The organism is Anaerotignum sp. (assembly GCF_017483025.1).
Taxonomy (GTDB): domain Bacteria; phylum Bacillota; class Clostridia; order Lachnospirales; family Anaerotignaceae; genus Anaerotignum_A.
In genome coordinates, this window is the sequence record NZ_JAFUMA010000066.1 from 69,432 (window position 1) to 83,491 (window position 14,060).

Genomic DNA, 14,060 nt, shown 5'->3' on the forward strand with positions numbered 1-14,060 from the left:
CTTGCCATTCAGGCGCTATGGATGATGCGATAGAGTTTTTCGATGATGACTGCCGCCTGATTATGGGTGCGCACCACGCAGAAAACCGTATCGTCCCCGGCAATCGTCCCCAAAATCTCGCTGTTCTGCATATTATCCAGGGCAACAGCCACAGCCATGCCCATGCCATCCAGTGTTTTGATGACGATCATATTCTGGGCATAATCCATCTTCAGCACAGCTTCCTTGAAGACACGGGTCAGCCGTTCTGTCACCTCTGTGTCGTTCCCGGTAATGACTGCATATTTCTGACGCCCTTTTTCTGTGGCGATCTTTGTCAGCTTCATTTCGCGAATATCACGGGAAACGGTGGCCTGGGTCACCATAAAGCCTTCTTCGCAAAGCTTCTGCGCCAGTTCATCCTGTGTTTCGATATCGTAATTTTCGATCAGTTCCAAAATTTTTGCATGTCTGGCGATTTTCATCGCTGCAACCCTCCTTACTTTTTACAGAAAGAAAAAATCACTTGGATAATTTATGTCGCAATACTTCATAAAAACTCTGTGGTTTTGTTTTGATAATGGTCGTACATACTTCCGCCCGGCGGATCTGCACCACGTTTTTGCCCGTCACGGTCTTGTTATCCTGCCCGTCGGCGCTGATGGTGAAAGGGGTATCCTCTCTGTTGGGGTTGACCTCCACCGTCACCACATCGTCTGCAGAGACCACGATAGGTCTGCTGTTCAGCGTATGGGGGCAGATAGGCGTGATGGCCATGATCTGGGCATCTGCCTTCAGAACAGGGCCGCCTGCAGAAAGGTTATAAGCAGTGGAGCCTGTGGGCGTACAGATGATAACACCATCAGCCATCAGGGTGTCTACGTATTCATCGTTTACAAACACATTGAATTCCAGAATTTTATACAGATTGCCGCGAGTGATGCAGATATCATTCAGGGCGATCATCCCTGTTTCCCGCACGTCACCCTTGGCAAGGCTGCACTCCAGCATCATGCGCTGTTCCAGTTTATAATGACCGCTGAGCACCTTATCGATGGCCAGCTCCGCGTTGTTTTTTTCCTCCGCCGTCAAAAAGCCCAGTGTCCCCAGATTGATACCAAGGATCGGCTTATCAAAATGGGCCGTTCTTCTGCCGACCCCCAGCAGCGTGCCATCGCCGCCCAGGGAAATCAAAAAATCGCTGTTCTGATAAAGCTCTTTTTCCTCTCTGGCATACTGGGGCAGCTCCGCCAGTTCCGCCACCTTTTCGGAAAGCTGAGGCTCACAGCCCTTTTCCAGCAGATAGTTCACCAGTCGTTTCGTTACGGCAAGCTCTTTATCCTTCTGTACGTTGGGTAAAATTGCTACTTTTTTCATTTCAGCACCTCATTTCTCTGCTGAAAGTATTTTATGCGATTCGGACACGACTTCTTCCAGTCTTGCCGCCACTTCTTCTTCGCTCATACCGCTCTGGCTCTTGTCCAGATAAATGAGATATTCGATATTACCTTCGGGGCCCTTGATGGGAGAGAAATCCAGCGCCAGAATCCCCAGATTCTGAGCACGCACATAATTCACGATCATTTCGATGACCTCTCTATGTACGTTGATATCTCTGACTACGCCCTTTTTGCCGACCTTTTCTCTGCCCGCTTCAAACTGAGGCTTGATGAGGCATACCAGCTGACCCTTGGAGCCCAAGACGCCCAACACTGCAGGCAGCACCTTCGTCAGGGAAATAAAGGAAACATCGATAGAGGCAAAATCACCCTCATCGGGCACCTGTTCATGGGTCACATAGCGCACGTTAGTCTTTTCCAGACAAACGACCCTCTCATCATTGCGCAACTTCCACGCAAACTGACCATAGCCTACGTCGATGGCATAAACCTTGCTGGCGCCATTCTGCAGCATACAATCTGTAAAGCCACCGGTGGATGCACCGATATCCAGACAAATCTTGCCTTCCAACTGCACGCCAAATTCATTGATGGCTTTTTCCAGCTTGTAGCCGCCGCGGCTGACATATTTCATCTGGCTGCCTTTTACCTTGATATTGGCGTTTACGGCAACCTTTGTACCTGCTTTATCTTCCTTCTGGCCGTCAACATAAACGTTGCCCGCCATGATATATGCTTTCGCCAGTTCTCTGGAGTTTGCCAGACCCTGCTGTACCAGTAAAACGTCTAATCTTTCTTTTTCTACCTTTTCTGCCATGGTCATTCTCCCAATCTCTTTTTAATGCTTTCATAGATGCCCGCAGCATCCAACCCATACCGTTCAAAAAGCTGGTTCTGCGTGCCCTGTTCGATATATTTGTCTGGGAAAGCCAGATTCAGCACATCTGCCTGAATGCCCGCGTCCCCGTAAAATTCCAATACTTTGGAGCCAAGACCGCCCTTGCGAAGGTTGTCCTCCACAGTTACGATATGCTCACATTTTTCCGCCGCTTTTCGCAGCATTTCTTCATCCACAGGCTTGATGAAACGCATATTCACCAGCATGGGATGGTATCCATCCGCTTCCAGCATTTTCGCCGCTTCCGCCGCCGCTTTCAGCATATGGCCTTCTGCCAGAATGGCAATTCTTTCACCTTCCTGAATGAGTTCTGCCTTGCCATATTGGACAGGCTGTTTATTTTCCTCGAATGCTGTTTCCGCCGCGCCTCTGGGGTAACGCACCGCAATAGGGCCATCCCATTTATTGATGGCGAAATCCAGCATTTCTTCCAGTTCCCAGTCATTCTTTGGAGAAAGGACAGTCATGTTGGGAATATGGCCCAGGAAGGACAGATCAAATACGCCCTGATGGGTCTCCCCGTCTGCGCCGACGATACCCGCTCTGTCGATGGCAAATACCACATGCAGGTTCTGCATGCAAACGTCATGAACGATCTGATCATAGGCCCTTTGCAGGAAAGAGGAATACACCGCAAAAACAGGGGTAATACCGCCTTTCGCCAGTCCTGCCGCAAAGGTGGTGCCATGCTGTTCCGCAATGGCCACGTCAAAGAAGCGTTTCGGGAAGGCTCTCTGAAATTTTTCAAAACCTGTGCCGCCGCTCATGGCTGCAGTGATGCCGACCACCTTGCTGTTTTTCTTACCAATTTCCACCATCTTCTCCCCGAAAACGGAAGACCAGCTTTTACCGCCTTTGGAAGTGGAAAGGCCTGTTTTCAGGTCAAAAGCGCCTACGCCGTGGTAATCCCAGGGGCGTTCCTCCGCATAGGGATAGCCTTTGCCCTTGATGGTCTTCACATGGATGAGGACAGGGCGGTTCATTTCTTTTACATTCTGGAACAATTCAATCATATCGGGCAAATCATGCCCATCCACAGGGCCGATATATTTGAAGCCCAGCTGTTCAAACAATGCCCCTTGGGTCAACAGCATCTTCGCCCCATCGCGCATGTTTTTCAGCACCTGATATGTCCCTTCGCCAATGACAGGCACGTTGTCTCTGAACTGCTTCACCGCTTCCTTCCAGCCGCGATACTGATAGCTGGTGCGGAGATTGTTCAGGTGCTTGCTCATGGCGCCCACATTTGTATCGATAGACATCTGATTGTCATTCAGAATGACGATCAGACGAGTATGTTCTCTGCCGGCGTTGTTCAGCGCTTCGTAGGCCAGGCCGCCCGTCATGGAGCCATCCCCGATGACTGCAATGACATGTTCCTTCCCGCCCATCAGGTCTCTTGCCTTTGCCAGACCCAATGCCGCAGAAATAGACGTGGAGCTGTGCCCCGCCGCAAAAGCATCACAATCGCTTTCATTGGGCTTCGGGAAGCCGCTCAGGCCATCCATCTGTCGCAGATGGTCGAAGCCTTCCTTTCTGCCCGTCAAAATCTTATGGATATAAGCCTGATGGCCTACATCCCATACGATTTTGTCCCTCGGCAGATCGAAGCAGTATTCCAAAGCCACCGTCAGCTCCACCACGCCCAGATTGCTGGCCAGATGACCGCCGGTCTTGGAAACCTTCTGCAAAAGGAATTTGCGCAGCTCTTTACACAGCTGCTTCAGTTCTGTATCGTTCAATTTTCTGATATCTTCAGTGGAATGGATGTGTTTCAAAATTCCGTCCACGATTTCACCAACTCTCTATTGCTACAAAATGCATCAAAGCCAAAGGCCAATGATGATACCCAATACTGCCCCCGCGGCAACTTCCAGAGGGGTATGCCCCAGAAGTTCCTTCAATTCGCCTACATCCGGCATCTTATGATCCAGAATCAGGTCGTTCAAAATTTCCGCATGTCTGCCTGCTGCTCTTCGGATGCCCTGGGCATCATACATGGTAACGAAAGAAAAGATCAGCGCCACGGCAAATAACGGGGAATCGAACCCATGGTATTTCGCGATACTAAAGGACAATGCCATAGTAAAAGAGGAATGGGAGCTGGGCATGCCGCCTGTCCCCATGATGCGGGATGCATCAAATCGTTTTTCCGTAATGAGTGTCAAAATAATTTTGATACCCTGTGCTGCTGCCCAGCCAATGATGGCAGCCCAAAGGGGTGTATTTTGCAGAATCGCTTCGAAGTTATACATAGACTCGCCTTCTTTCTGCTTATTTTAAAAAGGAATACTCCTCAAAATGTTCTGGTCAAAAGATATTTTGTCAGTTCCAGCAAAAATTCGCAGCTTTCTCCCTGTTTTTTCCAGATATCAATGGCTTCATCGGAAAGCTTCGCCGCAATTTCTCTGGATTTTTCGATGCCAAACAGTGTTACGTATGTTGTTTTCTCATTCTTTTCATCACTGTGGATGGGTTTGCCCAATTCTTCCAGTGTGCTTGTCACATCCAGAATGTCATCCAGAATCTGGAACGCTACACCGATCTTTTCCCCAGCCAGACCGAACTGTTCCGCCGTTTCTTTGTCGGCACCGCCAACGATAGCGCCCGCTTCCAGTGCCCCACGGATCATTGCCGCTGTTTTATGCAAATGGATAAAATCCAGCGTTTCGATATCCAGTGGTTTGCCTTCAAAATGCACATCCACCACCTGCCCCGTCAGCATACCGAAAATGCCAGCCCCATGGGCAATGGCTTTCATAGCGCCTGTGGTCTGGGGTGTGGGATTTTTCAGACAGGCATCCGCCATAGTCTCCATGGCATGATGCAGCAGGCCATCGCCAGCCAAAATCGCCATATCTTCGCCGAATACCTTATGGCTTGTCAGTCTGCCGCGGCGATAATCATCGTTATCCATGGCAGGCAGATCATCATGGATCAGGGAATAGGTATGAATCATTTCCAATGCGCAGGCAAAGGGCAGAGCATCTTCCTTCTTGCCGCCAACTGCCTCGCAGGCCGCCAGCACCATCATAGGGCGCAGTCTTTTACCGCCCGCCATCAGGCTATAGCGCATGGCTTCAAAAATCACAGGGGGAAATTCCTGCTGTTCGGGTACGGATTTTTCCAATGCTGCTTCAATATAGGCGCATCTATCTTTCATTTCCTGTTTTAAATCCATCATCAGTCAACCTCCGCCTGAAAAGGCTCTTCCTGCCAAAGTCCTGCTTCTTTCCTGAGAAGGACGATCTCACCTTCTGCCGCTGCAAGCTTTTCCTTGCACAGGGCAGAAAGGCTCAACCCCTCTTTATACAATGCAACAGCTGTTTCCAGCGGTGCTTCCTCCTGCTCCAGCTGTTCCACGATCTCCTCCAAGCGTTCCATCGCTTCCTCAAAGGATAGCTTCTTTTTCGCCATGGGCAAACACCGCCTTTCCTGTTACTTCTGCCCGCAGGATGCCGTCTTTCATGCGCACCTGCACAGCCTGTCCAACTGCTGCCGCTTCCGCCGTCGTCACAGGCTTTCCCTTTTCATCCATCAGCAGGGCATAGCCCCTCTGCATGATGGAGAAAGGAGAGACTGCCTCCAATCTGGCTTCTGCCGCCGTCAGCTTCTGTTTATCCTTCTCCAGCTTTCGCAAAGTTTCTCGCAGCAAAAGCCGTTCCTTTTCTTCCAAATACATTTGTGTCCGCTGGATGCGTTCCAAAGGACGCTTCAAAACGGGGCGCTCCTTCAAAAATTCCAGTCGGCGCTTGGATGTGGTCAGAACCGCCTGCACGTCTCTGTCAAGACGATTCATCAGTTCCTCCAAATCCGCTTTGATTCTATCCAATGGCTCCGTCGCCAGTTCCGCCGCCGCAGATGGCGTAGGCGCCCGCATATCCGATACAAAATCCGCAATGGTAAAATCCGTTTCATGGCCCACTGCGGAAATGACAGGTAATTCCGATGCAAAAATGGCGCGAGCAACGATCTCCTCATTGAACGCCCACAAATCTTCCATAGAACCACCGCCGCGGCCAAGGATGATGACATCTGCCTGTCCCCAGCCGTTTGCCAGTTTGATGGACTTTACGATATCCTCCGCTGCATATTCCCCCTGCACCAGCGTAGGGAAAACCGCAATTTTCACGCGAGGGTCTCGTCTTTTCGCAATCTGGATAATATCCCGCACCGCCGCCCCTGTAGGGGAAGTAATGACAGCGATACAGCCCACATGCTCAGGAATTTCTCTCTTGAAATCTGCATCAAACAGGCCTTCCGCCGCCAGTTTTTCCTTCATCTGCTCAAAGGCGATCTGCAGAGCACCCATGCCCACAGGTTCCAGAAATTCACCATACAGCTGATATTGCCCTGTTTTCTCGTAAAGGGAAACATGTCCATACAAAATCACTTTCATGCCGTTTTCCGGCTCAAAGGGGATCTGCATAGCATCCTGTCGAAAAATGACACAGGAAATGGCCCCCTGGGCGTCTTTCAGGGTGAAATACCAATGGCCGCTTGAATGGGCCTTAAAATTGGAAATTTCCCCCTGCACCAGAAGGCTGTTGAGTATAAAATCATTTTCCAGCAGATTTTTGATATATCGGTTGATCTGCCCCACCGAGAAAACCTTCGGTTCGATCATTTTGCTACCTTGCCCAGCACGCCGTTGATGAAAGCAGGCGCTTCATCAGAGCTGAATTTTTTCGCCAGTTCCACTGCTTCGTTGATGGCAACGCCAACGGGTGTTTCCCCAAATTTCATTTCGTAAACAGCCAGTCGCAGGATGGCCAGATCCACTTTATTCATGCGTTCAGGGTCCCAACCCTTTGCGCATGCAGCGATCATACCGTCGATCTCATCCATATGTTCATTTACCCCTTCCACTTCGGAAAGGATGAATGCTTTTTCTGTTTCTTCCACAGGCTCATCCTTTTCTGCAAAGAAAAGTTCTTTCACCTGTTCAAATTCTGCCGCTTCGCTGAAATCCATCTGGAACAGCAGGAAAAACGCATTCTTTCTCGCACTTCTTCGGCTCATAACATACCTCCGTATTTCATACACGAAAACATTTTCGTCTCAGTAAATTTCCCTTTAAAACACCAGACGGGTTCCATCGGCATAAACCATGAAACCCGTTTGCATACATTTTCACCGATGATTATTCTTCATCCTCAGCTTTCGCTTCTTTTTCCTTCACAACGCCGGAAACGCTGACATTTACAGCAGCCACATTCAGGCCTGTCATGGTTTCCACTGTGGATTTTACTCTTTCCTGCACTTCTGCAGCGACCTTCTGCACCTTTGTGCCGAATTTCACAATGATTTCCATATCCAACACTGCTTCGTTTTCATCCTTGGCGATCTTCACGCATTTTGTGTGACCTTTTTTGCCAAAGAATTCCACAATGCCTTTGCCATGGGCGCCGGCTACAACGCCTTCCACTTCCAGTGCTGCTGTCACAGCGATCACGCCTACCACTTCATCTGCGATCTGGATCTGGCCATTCATTTTATTTTCAGACATGTTCCTTACCTCCTGTTTTTGGGTTTTATTCATGATTTCATGCAAAAATCCTGTATACCTTGCGGGAAATTCCAAACAATACCTTTTTTCCGCGCATAATTATGTTTTGATTATAACAGATAGTCACCTTTTTTGCAATGAATTATGCAGGAATTCATGCATAAAAAAGGGCCGTGCAAGCGACCCTCTCTGACTTTCCCTTATTTTGCTTTCTGTAATGTGTTGATGCGGATCTTGGATGCATCCATCCCCGTTTTCCGCTTCACGATATCTTCGATCTGGGCTACTTCCGCATCCGTCAGGCTGTCCTTATCTACCACAACATCCACTGTATCATCATCGATGCGGACATAGGCTTCGCTGAAGCCCTTGGATTCGATCATGGCTTCCGCCGCCGTTTCCTTTTCGATGCGTTCCTGCAGCTGCATCATGTTTTCTGTGCATTTCGCTTTCTGTTCCTGGCTGATGTTTTCATTATTCAGCATTTCTGTCAGGATATCCTTCTGCTTCGCCCGGGACTGTTCTCTGTCCAGCTTTGCTTCCGCAAAATATTCAGAGCCTGTCAGGGCCTCGCTGCCGGCAGAAACATAGATGGCTGCACCGTCTCCCGTAGTCTCCGCCACTTCCGCCGTGATAGGGTCAAGCGCCAGTTCCGCCGTATCGATATCATCGGGCAGAGCGGAGTAATCCACCAGCGCCGTCACGTCCCCTTCTTCTGTCAGCTGCAGCGCTGTCTGGTTCCCTTCCGAAGAACGGCTTTCCTGAAAATTCAAATACCCCGCTGCTGCGATCATCACTGCCAATGCGGTGACCACTACTTGATTCCTCTTAATGACAAACATTCCCATTTCCCCCTCTATTTCATTTTCAAAACTGCGATCTTATGGGCAGGCACATCCAGAAGCGCCTGTGCCGCCTGATTGAGCGCCGCGCAAACGGTGGCATCTCCGCCGCCTTCCGCCACAATGACGACCCCTTCCACCTCCGGCGATGTTTCCGAAAGGATAAGAGGCGAGGTATTGCCGCTTTTATCCTCCGTCAGGATGGCGGTGTTTTCCACTCGCAGGCTTTCCGAAGTTTTTCCGCCGTCCTCTGTGTAGGATTCCTCCCGCACCTCATCTCGGGCAACGGTCTTTTCCTCCGTCCTGCGGTAGGTCAGCATCACGTCCACCTGTCCCGCCCCTTCGATTTTGGAGAGGATCTCTGCCATGCGTTTTTCGGTCTCCCCGTCATTGCCGATGGCTGTCTCCGTACGTTCCTCCTGCGACGAAACCTCCGGTGCATCCCCGCCAAAGGAAGAAAAGCTCTTTCCCGCCGCCAAAAGCAGGATGCCCGCCATCAGCGCCAGAAACACATTACTGCGCATCTTCTTGTTTTCCGGGCTAAACAGCCCCTTAAAAACATCCTTTTGCATCTTCTCACCCTTCTTTTGTAAATCCGTTGTATGTATCTGACCATTCCTGCTCCAGTCTCATAGCTGGCAGTTCGAAACCCTCCGTTTCACCGAACAGCCGAAGAAAGGGGCTCAGCACCGCTGTCAGCACCAGTACCCCCAGCACCAACTCCGCGTAGCGGCGATACTTCCCCTCGGGCAGGAGGATGCCCACCAAAGCAGAGAAAATGGTCAATGCAGTTATGGTTTTAATATATGCCGTAAATGCTTCCATCATGCCTACAAGCCTCCCAACAAAAGCAGTGCTGAAAATAAAAACATCCCTTCCCCCAGGAAAACCACGCCAAGAAGAAGCCCAGTGTATTCCCCTGCGGCAGAAATGCAATCCACCAGCCGTTCCTCACAAATAAATTCCGCCGCTGCTGCCGTCAGCTTGAACACCAGCATGATGACCAGCAGCTTCACCACCAAAGGGATGCATAAAAGCAGCAAAAACACCGCCGCCGCAACCAGCGTACCGCTTTTTAAAGTGCCTGCCACAGCCGCCGCCGTTTCCACCGCACCGCCCATGACATTCCCCACCACAGGCACAGCCCCTACGGCGATCTTCGCCGTTTTTGCCGCCAGGCCATTCAATGCTCCGCCGCCGATCTTTTGCAGGGAAATCAGCAGCATAAAGGCCATCGCCGCACCCTTCATGCCCCAGCTGATGCATTGCCGCAGAAGCTCTGCAAATTTTCCAAGGATGGGCCGTTCCGAAATATGATCTGCCATTTCCAAAGCAATTGCCAACAGGATAGCAGGAATAATGATATAACTGACCGCAACAGACAACGCCGCCGAGCCGCCCATGATAGCCGGCCCCATCAATGCTCCCTGGGTCAGGTTACCGGAGGAGGCAGAAAGAATCAGAAAAATGGGCACCATCGCCCCAAATGCCCCACAAATCCCCTTCATCCTCTCCACAACGCCCTCAGAAATGGCATAAAACGAGGATAGAATCACCACAACCAGCACCATATAGCAAATATAGAAGCCCATTTCTCCCACAGACTTTCCCTGAAAGGAATCGTTGAACTGCTTCAAAATGGCACTCAAAATCACCACCAGAAGCAGTTGGGTCAGCAGTTTCCCCTGGGTGCGAAATTCCCCGAAGGCCGCCTCCATTATTTCCTCTTTCAGCCCTGCAAAGGTGAAATCAAAATCTCCTGACAAAACATCTTTCAGCAGCTTTGAAAATCCCACATCAGCGTCCAAATCCTCTGCCGCTTCATCCACGGCTTCCGTCTCCAGTTTTTCCAGCTCCGCTTCAATCGTTTGTGTATCTATTTCCGCTGCGAATGCCGCCGTCGGCAAAGCGAAAAGGAGCAGAACCATGATCAGCAAACATCTCTTCATCCTGCTCCCCCCTATACCAGCCCCATGACCAATTCCAGCAATCCCGTCAGCACGGGAGCCGCCGCCGTCATCATCAAAATCTTTCCCGCCAGTTCGATTTTTGCCGCCACGGCCCCTTCCCCTGCATCGGCGCAAAGCTGCGCGCCAAACTGGGTCAGATAGGCGATGCCGATGACTTTCAGCACCACGGCAAAATATCCGCTGCCCACACCGGCTTTTTCCGCTGTTTCCCGTAACAGGGCGACCAGATTTCCCAAGGGAACACAAATCAAACCGAAAATCAAAATGCCCGTGACGGCAGCAACCAGCATAGCGATTTGTGGGTTTTCCTTTTTCAGCAGGACAGCAAATACCGTCCCTACCAGTCCCAGAGCGATGATCCTTCCCATCTCCATTTGATCGCCCCTTTCACAGCTGGAACAGCGTCTGCACCGTATCAAACAGCTGGCTGATATACTGGATGACCCAGAAAAGCACCACTACCAACCCCGCCAGGGTAGTCATCATTGCCTGTTCCTCTCGCCCTGCCCGGATCAGCACCTGATTCAGCACTGCCACCAGAATACCCACCGCCGCAATGCGAAATACGATATTGATCTCCATTTTCCTTCCCCCTTCACAGCAGCGTCACCACGATGAGGAGCCCCGAAAGCCCACCCATGCCATAGTAAAGCCTACCGTTTTTTTCTAAGCGTTTCTTGCCCTGTTCCAAAGCATGTTCGATGTATCGCAAAAGCAGACGGATGCTGCCTTCCTGCTGTTCCTTATCCAAATAGCCCAAAGTCCTGCCGAACAAAAGCACCGCATCCAGATCTTCTGTTGTCAGGAAAGTATGTATCGCCTGTTTTCTCCAGACTTCTTCCCAGATATTTTCCGCCGATGCGCCGTCCCGTTCTGCCATGCGCTCTGCCGCTTCCTGAAAGATTCCCCCGATGACACCATCGGTTTTCCAGCTGATGCTTTCCAAAACCTCCGGCAAAGGGGCGGAAAGATATGCAATCTGACTTTGCAGCAGCAGAATGCCCCGTTCCAGTTCTTCCAGTTCTTTCAGCCGATATTTCTCCTTTGCGGCAAAATATGCCCCGAACCATAGGGTAGCCCCCAGCACAAGCATAATGCCCGCCAGTCGTATCATCCCTCGTCCCCCTTCCAGATGATTTTTCCTTCTTTGTCCCGTATTTCTTCTGCCGTACCCGCGCCCTTTCGATTGGAAAGGAAAAGATATCTTTCAAAGACTTTTTTGCGGATGAGGGCCTGCATCTGCGGGCGGGTCTCCAGATCGGCAAAGTCCCGTCCATGGGCTGTAGCAACCAGCTTTACACCTGCATTGAGAACTTCCTCCACCCCATCGATATCCTCTCTGCGCCCCAGTTCATCCACAGCGATGATATCAGGGGACATACTTCTAAGAAGCATCACCATTCCCTTGGCTTTGGGGCAGCCTTCCAAAACATCTGTACAAGGCCCCACGTCCATTTGGGGGATACCATCCCGCAGAGGGGCAATCTCTCCCCGTTCATCCACCACGCCTATGGTCTTTCCTCTTTCGCTCAGGCAGCGAACAATATCCCGCAAAAGCGTCGTTTTTCCGCAGCCCGGCGGAGAAACGATAAGCGTATGGCAAAAAACATCTTTTTCCATCAGCCGAGGCAAAAATTCTTCTCCCCACCCCTTCTGTTCTCTGGCAATACGAATATTCAGGGCATTGATCTGACGTAAAGTTCGAATCTCGCCGTTTTCTATGACCGCCTTTCCGCAGAAGCCGACCCGGTGCCCCCCTTCTATGGTAATGTAGCCCTGCCGCAATTCCTCTTCAAAGGCGTAGAGGGAATAGGCACTCAAAAGAGACACTGTCTCCCGCAGATCTGCTGTAGAAACAGGGATCCCGCCCTCCCAAGGCGCGGGAAGCAGCGCGCCGCTCCTTTCCAATGAAAATATCCCGTCTGCCCGTTTCAGCAATAAAGGCTGTCCGCTCCGCAGGCGAATTTCCTGGATATCCACAAGGCTTTCCTCCGGCAAAAGTTCTCTGATCTTTCTGGGCAATGCCCGCCAAACTGCTTCTGTCTGCATCGGCTCGTCCTCCCTTCTTTTCTCATCTTATGTAACAGTTTCAAAATCATTCTAAAATTATTGCTTCACATTTCATGACAATTTCTTTAAATAATTTAAAATTTTCATTATTTTTTTGCAAAAAAGTTTTACTTTTTCACAAATGGTGATAAAATACAATCAATAATCTAAGAAATTCGACAGAAATTTTGTCGTTCTATTCCAAAAAAAGGAGAGCCTTATGTATACGATTTTGATTTCCAATTCTGACGATGAGATAAAGCAGGCCCTTAAGGATCTATATGCAGACACAGACCAGATCCATATCATGGATAAGGAAGGGGCCGTGGAACCCCCCTATTGCCGCATCAATACAGCCAAAGGCATCTATAACATTCCCCACAACGAGATCCTGTTCGTGGAAAGCGGGCAGAAAAAATCCATCATCCATCTGGCGAATGATTCCATCTGTCTGCCCATCCCCCTGTATCGCATCCGCGATGTGCTTCCTGCGCCTTATTTCGTACAGACCCACCGTTCCTTTATCATCCATCTGGAAAACGTATCCTATATCGATAAAACAAAAGACCCCTGGGTCATCTCCTTCTTCGGCTCCAATAAGACCGCTTTCGTCAGCCGCAGCTTCAAAAAAGACGTGATGCAGGTCATCGGCCCCATGCTGGACTGTTTCACCGATTGACTTTGCCTTTTTTCGCCGTTACAATAAAGGCAGCAAAGAAAAAAGGAGGTCATCCTGATGAAAGAATTTCGCCTGGTCGCCTTTGGCGACAGTCTGACATATGGCTATGGCGTATTATCCCATGTGGCATATCCTTCCCGCCTGGCAAAGGAACTGCCGGAAAAGAACCCCAATATCCGCTGGATGGTCTATAACCGCGGCATCAATGGGGAGACCACCAGGGAAGCTCGCCAGAGGCTGGACAGCAACGTACTGCGCCTGAAACCCCATATCACAGCTATCCTGCTTGGTTCCAACGACAGTGCTCTCAACGAAGGCCAGTATCGTACTCCCTGGGAATATGAACAGAACATGATGTTCATGCTGGAACAACTGCTTGCAACGAAGCATGACGCAAAGGATTTCAACGGAGGTTATTGCCTGCCCCTGCTCATTACGCCTCCCCCTGTGGTGGATACAGATTTTTACCCTTTCACCACCAGTGATCGTCTGGAGCTGTATCGGGATATCGTGCTGAAACTGGCAAAAAGCTATGGTTGTCCCGTCATCGATATCTATTCCGCTTTCATGGAAGTCAAAGAAAAGAATGGCTTCGAAGCCTATGATGCCCTGTTCCAGTTTGATGGTGTCCATTGGAGCAATGCAGGCTATGACGTCTTCTATGCCCTGATGGAGAAAAAGATATTAGAACTGACAAAAGATTTTTAAACGCAAAAAAGCCCTGATTCTTTTGA

At 50.1% G+C, this 14,060-nt stretch carries 20 protein-coding genes; 2 read left to right on the forward strand and 18 right to left on the reverse strand.

Translation table 11 applies throughout. The annotated features are described in order from the left end of the window. Window positions 1–8: 8 nt before the first annotated feature. The 18 genes from argR to spoIIIAA form a co-directional block, all read right to left on the reverse strand. On the reverse strand, window positions 9–464 hold the full coding sequence (gene argR, locus IJ369_RS05800; protein ID WP_290717127.1) for an arginine repressor: 456 nt from the start codon (window positions 462–464) through the stop codon (window positions 9–11). Between the two features lie 37 nt (window positions 465–501). Beyond that, window positions 502–1,356, reverse strand: coding sequence for an NAD(+)/NADH kinase (locus IJ369_RS05805; RefSeq protein ID WP_290717128.1), 855 nt, complete (start codon window positions 1,354–1,356; stop codon window positions 502–504). Between the two features lie 9 nt (window positions 1,357–1,365). Then, window positions 1,366–2,196: a TlyA family RNA methyltransferase gene (locus IJ369_RS05810; RefSeq protein ID WP_290717129.1), complete on the reverse strand. Its 831-nt coding sequence runs from the start codon at window positions 2,194–2,196 to the stop codon at window positions 1,366–1,368. 2 nt (window positions 2,197–2,198) lie between these two features. After that, window positions 2,199–4,058 (reverse strand): 1-deoxy-D-xylulose-5-phosphate synthase, encoded by a 1,860-nt coding sequence (gene dxs / locus IJ369_RS05815; protein ID WP_442859672.1) that lies wholly within the window; start codon window positions 4,056–4,058, stop codon window positions 2,199–2,201. Window positions 4,059–4,100: 42 nt separating this feature from the next. Then, window positions 4,101–4,532: a divergent PAP2 family protein gene (locus IJ369_RS05820; protein ID WP_290717134.1), complete on the reverse strand. Its 432-nt coding sequence runs from the start codon at window positions 4,530–4,532 to the stop codon at window positions 4,101–4,103. 41 nt (window positions 4,533–4,573) lie between these two features. Then, entirely contained in the window at window positions 4,574–5,461 is an 888-nt protein-coding gene (locus IJ369_RS05825) for a polyprenyl synthetase family protein (RefSeq protein WP_290717135.1), read from the reverse strand. After that, a complete protein-coding gene (xseB, locus tag IJ369_RS05830) occupies window positions 5,461–5,694 on the reverse strand; it encodes an exodeoxyribonuclease VII small subunit (protein WP_290717137.1) in 234 nt (77 codons plus the stop codon). Before xseB ends, IJ369_RS05825 begins: the two co-directional genes overlap by 1 nt. Continuing rightward, window positions 5,669–6,904 carry an exodeoxyribonuclease VII large subunit gene (gene xseA / locus IJ369_RS05835; RefSeq protein WP_290717140.1) on the reverse strand — a complete coding sequence of 412 codons (1,236 nt, stop codon included), beginning with the start codon at window positions 6,902–6,904 and terminating at the stop codon, window positions 5,669–5,671. Before xseA ends, xseB begins: the two co-directional genes overlap by 26 nt. Next, window positions 6,901–7,299: a transcription antitermination factor NusB gene (nusB, locus tag IJ369_RS05840; RefSeq protein ID WP_290717142.1), complete on the reverse strand. Its 399-nt coding sequence runs from the start codon at window positions 7,297–7,299 to the stop codon at window positions 6,901–6,903. Before nusB ends, xseA begins: the two co-directional genes overlap by 4 nt. Window positions 7,300–7,420: 121 nt before the next feature. Beyond that, window positions 7,421–7,786 (reverse strand): Asp23/Gls24 family envelope stress response protein, encoded by a 366-nt coding sequence (locus IJ369_RS05845; RefSeq protein ID WP_290717144.1) that lies wholly within the window; start codon window positions 7,784–7,786, stop codon window positions 7,421–7,423. Between the two features lie 200 nt (window positions 7,787–7,986). After that, window positions 7,987–8,628, reverse strand: a complete 642-nt coding sequence (locus IJ369_RS05850) for a SpoIIIAH-like family protein (protein WP_290717146.1) — start codon at window positions 8,626–8,628, stop codon at window positions 7,987–7,989. Window positions 8,629–8,642: 14 nt separating this feature from the next. Continuing rightward, window positions 8,643–9,200, reverse strand: a complete 558-nt coding sequence (locus IJ369_RS05855; RefSeq protein WP_290717148.1) for a hypothetical protein — start codon at window positions 9,198–9,200, stop codon at window positions 8,643–8,645. 4 nt (window positions 9,201–9,204) lie between these two features. Then, complete coding sequence (locus IJ369_RS05860; RefSeq protein WP_290717150.1) at window positions 9,205–9,456, reverse strand: stage III sporulation protein AF; 252 nt, start codon at window positions 9,454–9,456, stop codon at window positions 9,205–9,207. Between the two features lie 2 nt (window positions 9,457–9,458). Further along, the gene (locus IJ369_RS05865; protein ID WP_290717152.1) at window positions 9,459–10,577 is read right to left on the reverse strand and encodes a stage III sporulation protein AE; all 1,119 of its coding nucleotides are present in this window, start codon (window positions 10,575–10,577) and stop codon (window positions 9,459–9,461) included. Window positions 10,578–10,588: 11 nt separating this feature from the next. Continuing rightward, the gene (gene spoIIIAD, locus IJ369_RS05870) at window positions 10,589–10,972 is read right to left on the reverse strand and encodes a stage III sporulation protein AD (RefSeq protein ID WP_290717154.1); all 384 of its coding nucleotides are present in this window, start codon (window positions 10,970–10,972) and stop codon (window positions 10,589–10,591) included. A gap of 13 nt (window positions 10,973–10,985) precedes the next feature. Then, window positions 10,986–11,180, reverse strand: coding sequence for a stage III sporulation protein AC (spoIIIAC, locus tag IJ369_RS05875; RefSeq protein ID WP_290717156.1), 195 nt, complete (start codon window positions 11,178–11,180; stop codon window positions 10,986–10,988). Window positions 11,181–11,193: 13 nt separating this feature from the next. Then, complete coding sequence (locus tag IJ369_RS05880) at window positions 11,194–11,712, reverse strand: stage III sporulation protein AB (RefSeq protein WP_290717160.1); 519 nt, start codon at window positions 11,710–11,712, stop codon at window positions 11,194–11,196. After that, window positions 11,709–12,647, reverse strand: coding sequence for a stage III sporulation protein AA (spoIIIAA, locus tag IJ369_RS05885; RefSeq protein WP_290717162.1), 939 nt, complete (start codon window positions 12,645–12,647; stop codon window positions 11,709–11,711). Before spoIIIAA ends, IJ369_RS05880 begins: the two co-directional genes overlap by 4 nt. A 220-nt stretch (window positions 12,648–12,867) precedes the next feature. Between spoIIIAA and IJ369_RS05890 the strand changes: the two genes are divergently transcribed. After that, complete coding sequence (locus IJ369_RS05890; RefSeq protein WP_290717164.1) at window positions 12,868–13,326, forward strand: LytR/AlgR family response regulator transcription factor; 459 nt, start codon at window positions 12,868–12,870, stop codon at window positions 13,324–13,326. A gap of 57 nt (window positions 13,327–13,383) precedes the next feature. After that, window positions 13,384–14,034, forward strand: a complete 651-nt coding sequence (locus IJ369_RS05895; protein ID WP_290717166.1) for an SGNH/GDSL hydrolase family protein — start codon at window positions 13,384–13,386, stop codon at window positions 14,032–14,034. The last annotated feature ends 26 nt before the right edge of the window (window positions 14,035–14,060 follow it).

Coding starts and splice junctions, on each gene's coding strand:
- IJ369_RS05820 (WP_290717134.1), bottom strand. CDS start 4,532: ATGTATAACTTCGAAGCGATTCTGCAAAATACACCCCTTTGGGCTGCC.
- IJ369_RS05850 (WP_290717146.1), bottom strand. CDS start 8,628: ATGTTTGTCATTAAGAGGAATCAAGTAGTGGTCACCGCATTGGCAGTG.
- spoIIIAA (WP_290717162.1), bottom strand. CDS start 12,647: ATGCAGACAGAAGCAGTTTGGCGGGCATTGCCCAGAAAGATCAGAGAA.
- nusB (WP_290717142.1), bottom strand. CDS start 7,299: ATGAGCCGAAGAAGTGCGAGAAAGAATGCGTTTTTCCTGCTGTTCCAG.
- IJ369_RS05810 (WP_290717129.1), bottom strand. CDS start 2,196: ATGGCAGAAAAGGTAGAAAAAGAAAGATTAGACGTTTTACTGGTACAG.
- IJ369_RS05825 (WP_290717135.1), bottom strand. CDS start 5,461: ATGATGGATTTAAAACAGGAAATGAAAGATAGATGCGCCTATATTGAA.
- xseB (WP_290717137.1), bottom strand. CDS start 5,694: ATGGCGAAAAAGAAGCTATCCTTTGAGGAAGCGATGGAACGCTTGGAG.
- spoIIIAD (WP_290717154.1), bottom strand. CDS start 10,972: ATGGAGATGGGAAGGATCATCGCTCTGGGACTGGTAGGGACGGTATTT.
- IJ369_RS05880 (WP_290717160.1), bottom strand. CDS start 11,712: ATGATACGACTGGCGGGCATTATGCTTGTGCTGGGGGCTACCCTATGG.
- IJ369_RS05865 (WP_290717152.1), bottom strand. CDS start 10,577: ATGAAGAGATGTTTGCTGATCATGGTTCTGCTCCTTTTCGCTTTGCCG.
- spoIIIAC (WP_290717156.1), bottom strand. CDS start 11,180: ATGGAGATCAATATCGTATTTCGCATTGCGGCGGTGGGTATTCTGGTG.
- IJ369_RS05890 (WP_290717164.1), top strand. CDS start 12,868: ATGTATACGATTTTGATTTCCAATTCTGACGATGAGATAAAGCAGGCC.
- IJ369_RS05845 (WP_290717144.1), bottom strand. CDS start 7,786: ATGTCTGAAAATAAAATGAATGGCCAGATCCAGATCGCAGATGAAGTG.
- argR (WP_290717127.1), bottom strand. CDS start 464: ATGAAAATCGCCAGACATGCAAAAATTTTGGAACTGATCGAAAATTAC.
- IJ369_RS05860 (WP_290717150.1), bottom strand. CDS start 9,456: ATGATGGAAGCATTTACGGCATATATTAAAACCATAACTGCATTGACC.
- IJ369_RS05855 (WP_290717148.1), bottom strand. CDS start 9,200: ATGCAAAAGGATGTTTTTAAGGGGCTGTTTAGCCCGGAAAACAAGAAG.
- IJ369_RS05805 (WP_290717128.1), bottom strand. CDS start 1,356: ATGAAAAAAGTAGCAATTTTACCCAACGTACAGAAGGATAAAGAGCTT.
- xseA (WP_290717140.1), bottom strand. CDS start 6,904: ATGATCGAACCGAAGGTTTTCTCGGTGGGGCAGATCAACCGATATATC.
- IJ369_RS05895 (WP_290717166.1), top strand. CDS start 13,384: ATGAAAGAATTTCGCCTGGTCGCCTTTGGCGACAGTCTGACATATGGC.